Source organism: Stenotrophomonas sp. ATCM1_4 (assembly GCF_004348115.1).
GTDB classification, from domain to species: Bacteria; Pseudomonadota; Gammaproteobacteria; order Xanthomonadales; family Xanthomonadaceae; genus Stenotrophomonas; species Stenotrophomonas capsici.
Genome location: NZ_QPFB01000001.1, coordinates 87,141 through 101,297 on the forward strand (window position 1 = coordinate 87,141; position 14,157 = coordinate 101,297).

The window sequence follows — 14,157 nt, forward strand, 5'->3', positions numbered from 1 at the left end:
GATCGGCATCAGGCCGGGAACGGCACCGTGCGCAGCAATGCGGTGATCACGTCATCGGCGCTCTTCTGCTCGGCCTCGGCGGCGAAGGACAGCAGCAGGCGGTGGCGCATCACCGGCGCGGCCAGGGCCTGCACGTCCTCGCGGGTGGCGGCAAAGCGGCCATGCAGCAGGGCGCGTGCTTTCGACGCCAGCACCAGCGACTGGCCGGCGCGCGGGCCGGCGCCCCACTTGATCCAGTTGTTGACCTCGGCCGGCGCGCCGTCGTCGGGACGGCTGGCGCGGACCAGGCGGGTGATCCAGGTCAGCAGGTCGGGGCTGACGTGCACGTCGCGCACGGCCGCCTGCAGTGCCTTGACCGCCTCGGCATCCATCACCTTCGGCACCGTGCCGCTGTGGCTGCCGGTGGTCTGGGCAAGGATGTCGCGCTCCTCGCTCTCATCGGGGTAGTCCACGCGCACGTGCAGCAGGAAGCGGTCCAGCTGCGCCTCCGGCAGCGGGTAGGTGCCGGCCTGCTCGATCGGGTTCTGCGTGGCCAGCACGAAGAACGGCGAGGGCAGCGTGTAGGTGGTGCCGGCGTAGCTGACGGTGCGCTCCTGCATGGCTTCGAGCAGGGCGGCCTGGGTCTTGGGCGGGGTGCGGTTGAGCTCGTCGGCCAGCAGCAGGTTGGTGAAGATCGGGCCCTGCTGGAAGCGGAACGCGCGCTTGCCGGTGCCGTGGTCCTCCTCCAGCAGCTCGGTGCCGAGGATGTCGCTGGGCATCAGGTCGGGCGTGAACTGCACGCGCCGGAACTGCAGCTCCAGTGCCTGCCCGAGCGAGCGCACCAGCAGCGTCTTGCCCAGGCCCGGTGCGCCTTCGAGCAGGCAGTGGCCGCCGGCGAGCAGGCCGATCAGCAGTTGCTCGACCACCGCCTGCTGGCCGACCACCGCCTGCGCCAACGCGCCGCGCAGTTCGCCCAGGCGGGGCAGCTGGGAATCGAGGTCGGGGGAAGTGGCAGTCATGCGGTCACCAGTGGGGTCAGTGCGTCAGTGCGTACATCACGATGTTCACGCCGAACTTCGTGTTGTCCTCGGCCAGGAAGCGTTTGTTGCGCCAGTCGTAGTCCCATTCGCAGCCGTAGTCCTTGTTGCTGTAGAGCACGCCCAGCCGGCCATCGATCTCGATGCCCTTGAGGTAGTCGTGCACCAGGTCATCGCCCCAGCCGTTGAGCTCGAAGCCGGTGGCCGGCGGACCTTCGGGAAACTTGAAGAAGCTGTTGTAGATGGCGTGGTTGTTCGGCAGCTTCTTCAATGCGGTGGTGCCGAAGATGCCGCGCATCTGCGCCTCGAACGAGGTGGCGAACAGGCCGTCGATGTCATGGTTGCAGTCATCGACGAAGACGAAGCCGCCGTTGCGCACGTAGCGCTCGAAGTTGCGGCGTTCGTCGGGGTTGAACTCGACCAGCTTGTGCCCGGCCAGGTAGCAGAACGGCGCGCGCAGCATCTTCGGGTCGGACAGCGCCACGACATGTTCGTTGGGGTCCACGCGCAGCGTGGTGTAGTCCACCAGCGAGGTGAGCAGGTTGGACGGCATGCGCGCGTCCACGTCCCAGTCGCCGGAGTCGTACTTCAGGCGGGTGAACCAGAAGTCGTAGCGGCCGGCCTGCGCGTGGGCCCGGCCGGGCAACGCGGCCGCAACCGCACCGCCAAGCAGCAGCTGCAGGAATTGCGCTCGCGTTAGACGGGACTGGAGCAAAGGCCAAGAATCTCAGGAAACCAGGAGCCCCTCTCCCGCAGGCGGGAGAGGGGTTGGGGTGAGGGCCGGGCGAAGCCTCATGGTGCTCGATGCCACCGTGCGTTGCGCCGTACCCTCATCCGCCCTTCGGGCACCTTCTCCCGGGGGGGAGAAGGTGTATCAATCACACCGCATCGGACAACGAGGTGAACGTGAAATCACGCAGCTTCATCGGCGGGATCATCATCACGAAGCTGGACTCGTCGCCGGCCACGCGCACCGGCTTGCCCAGTTCGTCGATGTTGTTGAGCATGATCACCGGCGACTCGTTGAAGCGGAAGTTCTTCACCGGGTGCTTGATCTGGCCGTTCTCGATGTAGAACGTGCCGTCGCGGGTCAGCCCGGTCAGCAGCACGGTCTGCGGGTCGACCATGCGGATGTACCAGGTGCGGGTGACCAGGATGCCCTTCTCGGTGCCGCGCACCAGCTCGGCGATGGACTTGCTGCCGCCGCTCATCAGCAGGTTGCCCGGTTGCGCGTTGGCGGTCTTGCCCTGCTTCTGCGCCCAGTAGCGCGAATAGCTGAGGTTGGCGACCTTGCCGTTCTCGATGATGGCCATGCGCTCGCGCGGCATGCCTTCGCCGTCCCACGGCAGCACCGGTGCATCGGGATGCCACGGGTCGGCGAACAGGTTCACCTGCGGGTCGTAGACCTGCTCGCCCAGCTTGTTGCCGCCGCCCTTCCTGGACAGGAAGCTGCGGCCTTCGTCGGCCGAGCGGGCGCTGAAGAAATTCATCATGAAGCTGATCAGGCCCGCGGCGGCGGCAGGCTCCAGGATCACCGTGTACTTGCCCGGCTCCAGCGCCTTGGCCTCGGCCGATTCGGTGGCCTTGCGCTTGGCGATCTCGATGTCCTGGTCGGCCCTGAAATCCGATGCGTCCTTCAGGTTGCGGCCCACCCAGCCCGAACCGCGGCCGTCCTCGGTGCGCACGGTGCAGGTGTAGTTGAAGTTGGTGCTCTTCTGGTAGCCGAAGTTGCCGTTGCTGTTGGCGATGGCGACGAAGCCGTTGCCGTCCTCCAGGAAGCCGGCGGCGACCAGGCCATGGCCGCGGCACGGGGCGATCGAGTCGGCCGCCACCTTGGCGCGGAACTCCGGGTCGATCGCGGCGGTGGACGCGCTGAAGGTCGGGCTGGCGGTGTACTGCTGCTTGCCGATGGCCGGCACGAACTCGGGGTTTTCCGGAGCCAGCTTCGCAAGGTCCTCGGCGCGGCGGACCACGCGCTCCAGCGAGGCGTCATCGAACTCGTTGATCGAGGCGGTGCCCACGCGCTTGCCGAAGGCCACCTGCACGGCCAGTTCGGCATTGCTGACGATGCCGCTGGTGGAGACGTTGTTCAGCGCGAAACGGATGTTGCCATCGACCGAGCCGGCCAGCGTGGCGGTGCATTCATCGGCCTTGGACAGCGCGATGACCTTGTCCAGGATGGCCTTGGCTTCCTGTTCGGTGAAGATGCTCATGGTTCTCGAAGCTCCTTGACGATCAGCCGAGGCTGCGCGCGGTATTGATGACGTTGATGCCGTCGAAACGGGCGGTGGACGAGCCATGCGACACGGCCGAGACCTGGCCCGGCTGGCCCTTGCCGTCGAAGAACGAGCCGCCCAGGCGGTAGTCGCGCTCATCGGCCACGGCGCTGCAGGCGTTCCAGAATTCCGGCGTGCGGATCTGGTAGGCCACGTCCTCTAGCATGCGGGTGATCTGCCCGTTCTTGATCTCGTAGAACAGCTGCCCGCCGAACTGCGCGTTGTAACGCTGCTGGTCGATGGAGAACGAGCCGTCGCCGATGATGTAGATGCCGTTCTCCACGTCCTTGACCAGGTCGGCCACCGACAGCGGGGTCTTGCCCGGTGCCATCGACACGTTGGCCATGCGCTGGAACTGCACGCTGGACCACGAGTCGGCATAGCAGCAGCCATCGGACTCGGTCTTGCCCAGGATGTGGGCCTGGTCGCGGATGGTCTGGTAGTCGACCAGCTTGCCGTCGGTGATCAGCGGCCAGCGCTTGGTCTTCACGCCCTCGTCGTCGTAGGCCACCGCGCCGAGCGAGCCGGGCTGGGTCTTGTCGGCGAAGATGTTGACCTTGTCGCTGCCGTACTGGAAATGCTGCTCGCGCTTGTCCAGCGTGGCGAAGCTGGTGCCGGCGTAGTTGGCCTCGTAGCCGAGCACGCGGTCCAGCTCCAGCGGATGTCCGACCGATTCGTGGATGGTCAGCCAGGTGTGCGAGGGGTCCAGCACCAGGTCGTACTTGCCCGGCTTCACCGACGGCGCCTTGAGCTTCTCCTGCGCGTGCTTGGCCGCGGCGATGGCGTCCTCGCGCATGTCGTAGGACTGGCCGTACACGGTCACGCCGTTGGGCAGCACGGTCTTGCCGGAGGCATCGCCGTCCAGGTATTCGAAGCCCAGGCCCATCGGCGAGGACAGGCCGTCGCGGGTGCGGAACTTGCCGCTGGCCTTGTCGATGGCGGTGACCGTCATCGGTGCCCAGATGCGGTGCACGTCCTGGTCGATGTAGGAGCCATCGGTGGAGGCGAAGTACTTCTGCTCGTTGACCAGAAACAGCATCGAGTTGACGAAGCTGGCACCGGCGGCGGTCGCGGCGGCATTGACGCCCAGCAGCAGGTCGGCCTTGTCCTTGATCGGCACTTCCATCGCGTTCTTCCTGATCGGCGTGCGCCAGCTGACCTCGCCGTAGCCCGGTGCCTTGGCAAACTGCACCGGCGCGGTCTGCACCTTGGCATTGGCCTTGGCGATGGCGGCGGCCTGCTGCGCGGCCTTGACCACGCCGGCCGGGCTCAGGTCGTTGGTGGCGGCGAAGCCCCAGGCACCATTCACGATCACGCGGATGCCGGTGCCGGTGGACTCGGTGTTCACCACGTTCTGGACCTTGTCCTCGCGGGTGATCACGAACTGGCGCAGGTAGCGGCCGATGCGCACGTCGCAATAGGTGGCGCCGGCGGCGCGGGCGGCGTTCAGTGCGTCATCGGCCAGGCGTTTCTTGACGGCGGGGTCGAGCACCGTGAGCAGCTGCTCGGCGGCGATCGCCTTGCCGAAGAACGATGGCACCATCAGGCCACCGGCGGTGAGCCCGGTCAGGGCGAGGAAGTCACGTCTTTGCAAGGCTGCTCTCCGGAGGCGCGGCCCGCGATGCGGGCAATGGGCAACGAACGACGATGGCTTCGCGATGCTCTGCGAACCCTCCCGATTCTTGCGGGCGCGCGATGGCAGCGGTAGTGACTTTAGGCATGGATGATGTGCGGGCGGTGCGGTTCGGGGCGCACGGCATCCCCCTCCGCAACGCGTCCCTTGCCTGCGGCAAAGGGAGGGAGCGGTTCAGGAGTGAACGGGAGGGCTGGCGTTGATGCGTTACCCGCGGCCCCCGACCACGTCGCCCATCACCCCCTGCAGCCATTCCACGAACACCCGCAGCCGCTGCGAGGGATGCCGCCGATGCGGGAACAGCAGGTGCATCGGCATCGGGTCGGCGCGGTGGTCCGGCATCACCTCCACCAGGCGCCCATCGGCCAGCTCATCGCGCACGTCATAGGCGGGGATCTGGATCAGCCCCATCCCGGCGATGCAGCAGGCGATGTAGGCCTCGGCGCTGTTGACGGTGACGCGCCCGCGCAGCGGCAGGGTGTGCAGCGCCCCGTGTTCGCGCCACTCCCAGGGTTCGACCCGGCCGCTGCCGGGCGAGGCGTACAACACGCCCCAATGCTGCTCCAGCCGGCGTGGATGAACAGGCACGCCGTGCGTGGCCAGGTAGCCGGCACTGGCCACGTTGAGCAGCGGCAGCTGGCCCAGGCTGCGCGCCACCAGGCGCGAGTCCTGCAGCGGGCCGACCCGCAACGCGCAATCCACGCCGTCCTCGACCAGGTCGATGCTGCGGTCGGTGATGCCCAGTTCCACGTCGATCTGCGGATGCGCCTGCAGGAACGCCGGCAGCGCCGGTGCCACGATCAGGCGCCCGATGCGGCCGGGGACATCGACCTTCAGCCGCCCGCTGAGCGCCTGCGGCGCCTGCCGGAACAACTGCTCGGCCTCGTCCGTGTCGGCGATCAGCTGCTGGCAGCGGGCATGGAACAGCAGCCCGTCCTGGGTGGGCGTGACCTGGCGGGTGGTGCGGTGGAGCAGGCGCGTGCCCAGCCGCTGTTCCAGCGTGCGCACCGCCTCGGAGACGGTGGAGCGCGGCAGGTTCAACTGGTCGGCGGCGCGGGTGAAGCCGGCACAGTCGACCACGCGGACGAAGATGCGGTACAGCTCGATGCGGTCCATGGGCGGATTGTCCGGAAAGGCCGACAAGTGAAGTCAGAATGGCGGGCTTTATCCGGAATTCCAAGCCGATAGCCTCTGTGGGCATCCACCCGCTCAGGAGTTGCCCCATGACCGACCATCGCATCCACGGCAAGACCGTCCTCATCGCCGGCGGCGCCAAGAACCTGGGCGGCCTGCTCGCCCGTGACCTGGCCGCCCAGGGCGCGGCCGGCATCGCCCTCCATTACAACGGCGACGCCGCCCGTGCCGAGGCCGAGGCCACCGCCGAAGCGGTGCGCGCCGCCGGCGCCGACGCGCACCTGTTCCAGGCCGACCTGACCCACGCCGCGGCGGTGGAGCAGCTGTTCGCCGATGCCCGGCAGGCATTGGGCCGCATCGACATCGCGGTCAACACGGTGGGCAAGGTGCTGAAGAAGCCGATGACCCAGATCAGCGAGGCCGAGTTCGACCAGATGGACGCGGTCAACAACAAGGCGGCGTTCTTCTTCCTGAAGGAAGCCGGCTGCCACCTGGCCGACAACGGCAAGGTGTGCACGCTGGTGACCTCGCTGCTGGGGGCGTTCACCCCGTTCTACTCCAGCTATGCCGGCACCAAGGCGCCGGTGGAGCACTACACCCGTGCGGCGGCCAAGGAGTTCGGCGAGCGCGGCATCTCGGTGACCGCGATCGGCCCGGGGCCGATGGACACGCCGTTCTTCTACCCGGCCGAAGGTGCCGACGCGGTGGCGTACCACAAGACCGCCGCGGCGCTGTCGCCGTTCTCGCGCACCGGCCTGACCGACATCCAGGACATCGTACCGTGGGTGCGCTTCCTGGTGTCCGAAGGTTGGTGGATGACCGGGCAGACGATCCTGGTCAATGGTGGGTATACGACGCGCTGACAGCGTCGCCCCTCATCCGCCCCGTTGGGGCACCTTCTCCCGCTTGCGGGAGAAGAAAGCGGTTTGCTGCAGTGTGCGGTGCTTCCCTCCCTTCTCCCGCAAGCGGGAGAAGGTGCCCGCAGGGCGGATGAGGGCAGCGTTTCGCGTTTACCCCAACGACCGCGCGGTATTGATGATGCTCACCCCGTCAAAGCGCGTCGTCGCCGAACCGTGCGACACCGCCGACACCTGGCCCGGTTGGCCCTTGCCGTCGAAGAACGAACCGCCCAGGCGGAAGTCGCGTTCGTCGCAGATCGCGCTGCAGGCATTCCAGAACTCGGGCGTGCGGATCTGGTACGCCGCGTCCTCGACCAACCCGGTGATCTCGCCGTTCCTGATCTGGTAGCAGAGCTGGCCGCCGAACTGCGCGTTGTAGCGCTGCTGGTCGATCGAATACGAACCACGGCCGTGGATGTAGATGCCGTTCTCCACGTCCTTGACCATCTGCGCCGGCGTCAACGGTGCCTTGCCCGGGGCCAGCGACACGTTGGCCATGCGCTGGAACTGCACGCTCTTCCACGAATCGGCGTAGCTGCAGCCGTGCGAGGCGTTCTCGCCGAGGATGTGCACCTCGTCGCGGGTGGCCTGGTAGTTGACCAGGATGCCGTCCTTGACCAGGTCCCAGCGCCGGGTCTTCACGCCCTCATCGTCGTACCCCACCGCGCCCAGGCTGTACGGCTCGGTCTTGTCGGCGGTGAAGTTGACGATCTCGCTGCCCCAGCGATAGCCGCTCTCGCGCTTGTCCAGCGTGGCGAAGCTGGTGCCGGCGTAGTTGGCTTCGTAGCCGAGCACGCGGTCCAGCTCCAGCGGGTGGCCAACGTTCTCGTGGATGGTCAGGAACAGGTTGGACGGGTCCAGCACCAGGTCGTACTTGCCCGGCTTCACCGACGGCGCGGTGAGCTTGGCGCGCGCCTGCTTCGCGGCGGCGATGGCGTCCTCGACCGGGTCATAGGAATGCCCGTAGCCCACCACGCCACAGGGCAGTGCGTGCTTGTCGGCGGCGTTGCCGTCGAGGAACTCCCAGCCCATGCCGGCCGGCGCCGACAGCCCGGCGCGGGTGCGGAACTTGCCGCTGGCCTTGTCGATGGCGGTGGCGGTGAACGGCAGCCAGATGCGGTGCACGTCCTGGTCGATCCAGGAGCCATCGCTGGAGGCGAAGTACTTCTGTTCGTTGACCAGGAACAACTGCGAGTTGATGAAGTCGGCGCCGGCGTTGATCGCCGCGGCATTGATCGACAGCAGCAGCTCCACCTTGTCCTTGACCGGCACCGCCATCGCGTTGCTGCGGATCGGCGTCGCCCATTGCACCTCACCGACGCCCGGCGTCGGTGCCAGCTGCACGGCACGGGTCTGGATCTTCGCGTTGGCACGCGCGATCGCCATGGCCTGGGCCACGGCGGCGGCCACGCCCTGCGCATTGGTCTGGTTGCTGGCGGCGAAGCCCCAGGCACCATCGACGATCACGCGGATGCCCACGCCGGCGGATTCGCTGTTGGTGACGTTCTGCACCTTGTCTTCGCGGGTGACGATGGCCTGGTTGAGGTAACGACCGATGCGCACGTCGCAGTAGCTGGCACCGCCGTGTTTGGCCAATGCCAGCACGGTGTCGGCCAATGCCTTCTTCTTCGCCACGTCCGATGGCGTGAGCAGCTCCTCGGCGGCGATCAGGCGGGCATTGGGCAGCATCATCCCGGCCAGGCCGAGACCGGAGAGGGTGAGGAACTGACGGCGTTGCATGGGGGCGGGGCTCCGGAGCAGGCGATGCACGCATCGCGCAAGACCGTTGAATCTCGGCGCCAGCCCACGCCGGGCACAAGTGACCATGGTCATGCGTGGGCCGAAAGTGGCATTGCGGCACAATCAAGACGGTCTTTCCCGGTGGCGCCGCCATGCCCGACAAACCCTATGCCGAATCCTGCGAGCGCAACCGCGCGCCCATCCTGGCCGAGCTGCAGCGACACCTCGGTGGCGCCCGGCGCGTGCTGGAGATCGGCAGCGGCACCGGCCAGCACGCGGTGTATTTCGCCGCGGCGCTGCCCTGGCTGAGCTGGCAGGCCAGTGATCACCGCGACCACCTGCCGGGTATCAGGCAATGGCTGGACGAGGCGGCGCTGCCAAACACGCCGTCGCCCATCGCGCTGCAGGCAGTCACCGAACCCGTCGCCGGCCTGCAGCCGGTGCCCACCGCCGGTGGCCGCTTCGATGCGGTGTTCACCGCCAACACCCTGCACATCATGAGCTGGACGCACGTGCAGGCCTTGTTCGCCGGCCTGCCGGCGGTGCTGTCCACCGATGGCCTGCTGCTGGTGTACGGGCCATTCAACTACGGCGGTGCGTTCACCAGCGACAGCAACCGTGCCTTCGATGGCTGGTTGAAGGCGCGCGATGCCGCCTCCGGCATCCGTGACTTCGAGGCGGTCGACGCGCTGGCGCGCGCGCAGCGGCTGGTGCTGCAGGCCGACGTGGCGATGCCGGCCAACAACCGCTTGCTGGTCTGGCAGCGCCAACCCGGTTGAGGACCGGCTAGGATGCGGGAACTTCTCGGGAGGGCAGGGCGTGGTGAAACACGGTCGTAGGTGGTTGTTGGCGGTGGCCCTGGGCGTGACGCCCTGGTGGGTGCAGGCACAGCAGGGGGATGCACGGCAGGCGGCGCTGCAGGTGCAGGCCCGCTATCCCGGCGTGATCGAGCTGGAGGTGGACGCCAGCGACGTCGACCGCCGCATCCAGCGCGTGCGCGAGCGCATCCCGGTGGCCCCCGGCCCGCTCAGGCTGTGGTATCCGCAGTGGATCCCCGGCAACCACGCGCCGACCGGCCCGATCAACCAGATCGGCGGCCTGGTCATCCGTGGCAACGGCCAGCCGCTGCAGTGGCTGCGCGATCCCGGCGACATGTATGCCTTCACGCTGCAGGTGCCCGAAGGCGTCAACGTGCTCGACATCGAGTTCCAGTACCTCTCGCCCACGGCCTCGGACCAGGGGCGCGTGGCGATGACGCCGAACCTGCTCGACCTGCAATGGCATCGCGTGGTGCTGTACCCGGCCGGCGTCGATGCGCGCGGCATCCAGGTCAAGCCGTCATTGCGCCTGCCCGACGGCTGGCAGAGCGGCACCGCACTGGACGTGGCGCGTCGCGAGGGCGGCACCGAGCACTACCAGCCGGTGCCGTTGATGACGCTGATCGATTCACCGGTGTTCGCCGGCCGCCACTTCAAGCGCTTCGCGCTGGATGAGGCCGCTAGGCAGCCGGTGTGGCTGGACGTGGTCGCCGAGAACCCGCAGGCACTGCAGGCCGATGCCAAGGTGCTGGACGCGCACCGCGCGCTGGTGCGCGAGGCCGACGCGGTGTTCGGCGCGCGGCCCTACACGCGCTACAACTTCCTGCTGGCGGTGTCGGACGTGTTCAGCGGCATCGGCCTGGAGCACGCGCAGTCCAGCGAGAACGGCATGCACGAGGGCTACCTGCGCGGCGAGCGGCCGTTCATGGACAACGACCTGCTGCCGCACGAGTACGCGCATGCGTGGGTGGGCAAGGCCTGGCGCCCGCGCCCGACCTGGGTGCCGCATTACAACGGGCCGATGCACAACGACGAGCTGTGGATGTACGAAGGCCAGACCCAGTACTGGGCGGTGGTACTGGCCGCCCGCTCGGGGCTGTGGAAGCCGGACTACGCGATGGCGATGCTGGCCCAGTTGCAGGCCAACTACGCCACCCAGCCGGGCCGGCAATGGCGCGACCTGCACGACACCGTGCACCAGGGCATCCTCGACTTCAATTCCAAGCCGCAGGCGTGGGCCGACTGGCAGCGTGCCTTCGAGTTCTACAACGAAAGCACGTTGTTGTGGCTGGGCGTGGACGCGCGCCTGCGCAGCCTGTCGAAGGGAAAGGTCACGCTGGATGACTTCGCCAGACGCTTCCATCAGGGCGGTACGCAGGGCGAGATCCGCCTGTACGACCGTGCCGACGTGATGCAGGCACTGGAAGCGGTACAGCCCGGTGACTGGGATGCCTTCATCGGCACGCGCCTGGATGCGCGTGACGGCAGCGCTCCGGATGGCCTGAAGGCCGCCGGTTGGGAGCTGTACTACAGCGATGCGCCAAACCTGGTGGTGGCCGATGGCGAAGCCGACGGCGTGACCGACCTGCAGTACGCGTTGGGCCTGAAGGTGGGCAGCGATGGCGTGCTGCAGTTCGTCGGTTGGGAGAGCCCGGCGTTCAAGGCGGGGTTGGCCAAGGACGTGACGCTGGTGGCGGTCAACGGCCTGGCGTACAGCGGCGGGCGCCTGAAGCAGGCGGTGATCGATGCGAAGGAAGGGACGCCGATCGCGCTGATCGTGCGGCAGGCCGACAGCTTCCGCACCGTGCGCATCGACTACCGCGATGGGCTGCGTTACCCGCACCTGCGCCGTGTCGAGGGCAGCCCGGATCTGTTGACGAAGATCCTGGCACCGCAACGGCAACAGCGTTGAACGAAGCCCGTGAACCCTTCTCCCGTTGGGAGAAGGTGCCCCGAAGGGGCGGATGAGGGGCCGGGCGAAGCCTCGTGCCAATCGGTATCACCAGGCTTCGCCCATACCCTCACCCCAACCCCTCTCCCGCAGGGAGAGGGGCTTGAGCAAAGCGAAGCCCCGCCAGCACACGCCATGCCTGGGAACCTCCCTTCTCCCCTGCATGGGAGAAGGTGCCCCGAAGGGGCGGATGAGGGCGCTTCTGCTTTGCTCGTGGAACGCCCACCCTCACCCCAACCCCTCTCCCGCACGCGGGAGAGGGGCTTGAGCAAAGCGAAGCCCCACCAGCACATGCCATGCCTGGGAACCTCCCTTCTCCCATGCATGGGAGAAGGTGCCCCGAAGGGGCGGATGAGGGCGCTTCTGCCTTGCTAGTGGAAAGCCCACCCTCACCCCAACCCCTCTTCCGCAGGGGGAGGGGCTTCAAGCATTCACCTCAGTACTCCCAGCGGTACCCGATCCCGAACGTCCGCCCCTGCGCGGCCACGCTGGAAATCTGGCCATAGGTCGCCGCCGCCTGCTGCCCGTACACCGTCTTGTAGTCGCGGTCGGCCAGGTTGTAGATGCCGGCACTGAAGCGGCCCACGCCCAGCGGAATCTCCGCCAGCAGGTCGAACACCGCATAGCCGCTGATCTTCGCCGACGGCGTGGCACGAATGGTCGGGCTGACCGCCGCCATCTGCGCGTCGCGCCAGGCATGGTCGGTGCCACCCACCGCCTGCCCCTGCAGGCGCAGCAGGCTGTCGGTGGCGAAGCGCCACTGCCCGTACAGGCCAGCCTTCAGCGGCGACACGCGGAACGCGTTGAGCTCGCGCCACTGGCCGTTGGCATCCTTGTACTGGCCGCGCGTGCTGGCCACGCTCGCGCCGAACTCCCACTGCTCGTTGGGCAGGTAGCGCAGGTTGGCCTCCACGCCCCACACGCGTTCGTCGGTGTCGGCGACCGACACGCTGTAGTCGCGGTTGAACTGCACGGTCTTGTCGGAGTTGTTGTAGAACGCGGTCACGCCACCCTGCAGCACCGCGTCATCGCTGCGACGCCAGCCCAGCTCGTAGTTGTTGACCTTGATCGGGCCGATGTTGCGGCTGTCGATCACGAAACTGGCCGGCACGTCGCGCAGCATGCGCTGCGTATCGGGCAGGCTGAAGCCCTGCGAGAAATTGGCGAACAGCTGCTGGCCGTCGGTGAGCTTGTAGACCACACCCGCTTTGAACAGCGTCTGCGAATGGCGGACGTTGCCACCTTCCAGCAGCTTCGGCGCGTAGGCCGGGTTTGCGGTGGCGGCGATGGCCTCGGTGTAGGGCAGTGAATCGGCGACGCGGTTGCGCAGGATCTGATGACGCACGCCAGCCTGCACGGTCACGCGTTCGGTCAGCGGGTAGTCGCCCTGCAGGAACAGGCCGGTGGTGTCCACGCGCACATCCGGGCCCATCGCATGGCGTTGGGTCGGCACGTAGTTCAAGCCATTGCTGGCGATGAAGGCAGTGATGTCGTAGGTCTGGCCGAGCTGGCTGTCCTTCTCGCGCTCATGATCCACACCGTAGGAAAGCTGCAACGCACGCCCATCCACGTCGAACGCCTTGTGCAGCGCGCTGCGCACGCCCCACACGTCGATGTCGGTGTTGGACTGCATCGCCACATAGGCGAAGCCGCCCGGCAGCGCCGGGTGTACTGCGGCCGACACCGACGGGAACCAGCGGCCCTTCTCGTTGCGGTAATACGCTTCCACGCTCAGCTCATGGCCACCGAGGATGTCGCGGTTGCGGTACTGCGTATTGATGCCCTGGTGCCTGGTGCGCGGCTGGTCATCCAGCTGCAGACCCTTCACCGCCAGGTGGCTGGGCGCAAAGGCCGGGTTGAACAGCACTGCCAGGCGCGGGCCGTAGTCCGGGCCGTAGTCGCTGTCCTGCTGGTCGTCGTACCAGCGCAGGCCCACGCTCAGCTGCTGCTTCTCGTCCGGGTTCCAATCCAGGCGACCGTTGAACTCCTTGGTCTCGGTGTCCTGGCGGTCGGTCTGCGCGATCTCCGGGCCGATGCGTCGGCCATCGGCATCCAGCGAGGCGCCCTGGCGCGCGTAGTTGATGCCGGCCGCGCCACTGAGCGTGCCGCTGCGGAAGGTCAGCGTCTGCGCCAGGTTCCAGGCCAGGTTGTCGCCATCCACGTCCGAGGGACTGCGCAGGCGGACCTGCGTGGCCAGCGCCAGCGGCTGCTCGCCCGGCTGCAGGGTGATGATGTTGATGATGCCGCCGCTGGCACCGGCGCCGTACAGCGCGGTGGCACCGGAGATCACCTCGATGCGCTCGATCATCGTCGGCGAGATGCTGTTGAGCTGGCGCGAGCCGTCGCGGGCACCGGTCAGCGGCACGCCATCGATCATCACCTGCACGCTGCGGCCGCGCATGGTCGTGCCGTAGTTGCTGGTGGTGCCCGAGGCCGGGGCCAGCGACGGCACCAGCTGGCCGAGGATGTCGGCGGTACTGCGCCCGGCGGCGACCTGCTGGGCCACCTGCGCGTGGTCGATGCGATACACGGTGCCGGCGATCTCGGCCACGCTGCGCGCGGCGCGGGTGGCGTTGACGCTGACCGTATCCAGTTGCTGCACGGAAGTAGTGCTCTGCGCATACAGCTGGCTGCTGATGGCCAGGCTCAGCAAGGCGAGCGGAAGGGTTGCCGCATGATGCCGCATGGTG

The 14,157-nt window shown here is 67.6% G+C and carries 10 protein-coding genes; 3 read left to right on the forward strand and 7 right to left on the reverse strand.

The window, feature by feature from the left end; genetic code table 11:
- Positions 1-8 precede the first annotated feature (8 nt).
- The 5 genes from ATCM_RS00395 to ATCM_RS00415 form a co-directional block, all read right to left on the reverse strand.
- Positions 9-998, reverse strand: coding sequence for a MoxR family ATPase (locus ATCM_RS00395; protein ID WP_132862326.1), 990 nt, complete (start codon positions 996-998; stop codon positions 9-11).
- 16 nt (positions 999-1,014) lie between these two features.
- Complete coding sequence (locus tag ATCM_RS00400) at positions 1,015-1,698, reverse strand: DUF4159 domain-containing protein (protein WP_243694066.1); 684 nt, start codon at positions 1,696-1,698, stop codon at positions 1,015-1,017.
- A 196-nt stretch (positions 1,699-1,894) separates the two neighbouring features.
- Positions 1,895-3,229 carry a TldD/PmbA family protein gene (locus ATCM_RS00405; RefSeq protein ID WP_132862328.1) on the reverse strand — a complete coding sequence of 445 codons (1,335 nt, stop codon included), beginning with the start codon at positions 3,227-3,229 and terminating at the stop codon, positions 1,895-1,897.
- Between the two features lie 22 nt (positions 3,230-3,251).
- A complete protein-coding gene (locus tag ATCM_RS00410; RefSeq protein ID WP_165931089.1) occupies positions 3,252-4,886 on the reverse strand; it encodes a TldD/PmbA family protein in 1,635 nt (544 codons plus the stop codon).
- Positions 4,887-5,132: 246 nt separating this feature from the next.
- Positions 5,133-6,041, reverse strand: coding sequence for a LysR family transcriptional regulator (locus ATCM_RS00415; RefSeq protein WP_132862329.1), 909 nt, complete (start codon positions 6,039-6,041; stop codon positions 5,133-5,135).
- A 107-nt stretch (positions 6,042-6,148) separates the two neighbouring features.
- Between ATCM_RS00415 and ATCM_RS00420 the strand changes: the two genes are divergently transcribed.
- A complete protein-coding gene (locus ATCM_RS00420; RefSeq protein WP_132862330.1) occupies positions 6,149-6,922 on the forward strand; it encodes an SDR family oxidoreductase in 774 nt (257 codons plus the stop codon).
- Positions 6,923-7,069: 147 nt separating this feature from the next.
- On the opposite strand, the gene ATCM_RS00425 is transcribed toward ATCM_RS00420, so the two are convergent.
- Positions 7,070-8,698 (reverse strand): TldD/PmbA family protein, encoded by a 1,629-nt coding sequence (locus ATCM_RS00425; RefSeq protein ID WP_132862331.1) that lies wholly within the window; start codon positions 8,696-8,698, stop codon positions 7,070-7,072.
- Positions 8,699-8,850: 152 nt separating this feature from the next.
- Here ATCM_RS00425 and ATCM_RS00430 point away from each other — a divergent pair, with 152 nt between their 5' ends.
- Positions 8,851-9,477 carry a DUF938 domain-containing protein gene (locus ATCM_RS00430; RefSeq protein ID WP_132862332.1) on the forward strand — a complete coding sequence of 209 codons (627 nt, stop codon included), beginning with the start codon at positions 8,851-8,853 and terminating at the stop codon, positions 9,475-9,477.
- A 43-nt stretch (positions 9,478-9,520) separates the two neighbouring features.
- Positions 9,521-11,428, forward strand: a complete 1,908-nt coding sequence (locus ATCM_RS00435; protein ID WP_243693929.1) for a peptidase M61 — start codon at positions 9,521-9,523, stop codon at positions 11,426-11,428.
- Between the two features lie 475 nt (positions 11,429-11,903).
- Here the strand turns inward: ATCM_RS00435 and ATCM_RS00440 are convergent, their stop codons facing one another.
- Complete coding sequence (locus tag ATCM_RS00440) at positions 11,904-14,153, reverse strand: TonB-dependent receptor (RefSeq protein ID WP_132862333.1); 2,250 nt, start codon at positions 14,151-14,153, stop codon at positions 11,904-11,906.
- Positions 14,154-14,157 lie beyond the last annotated feature (4 nt).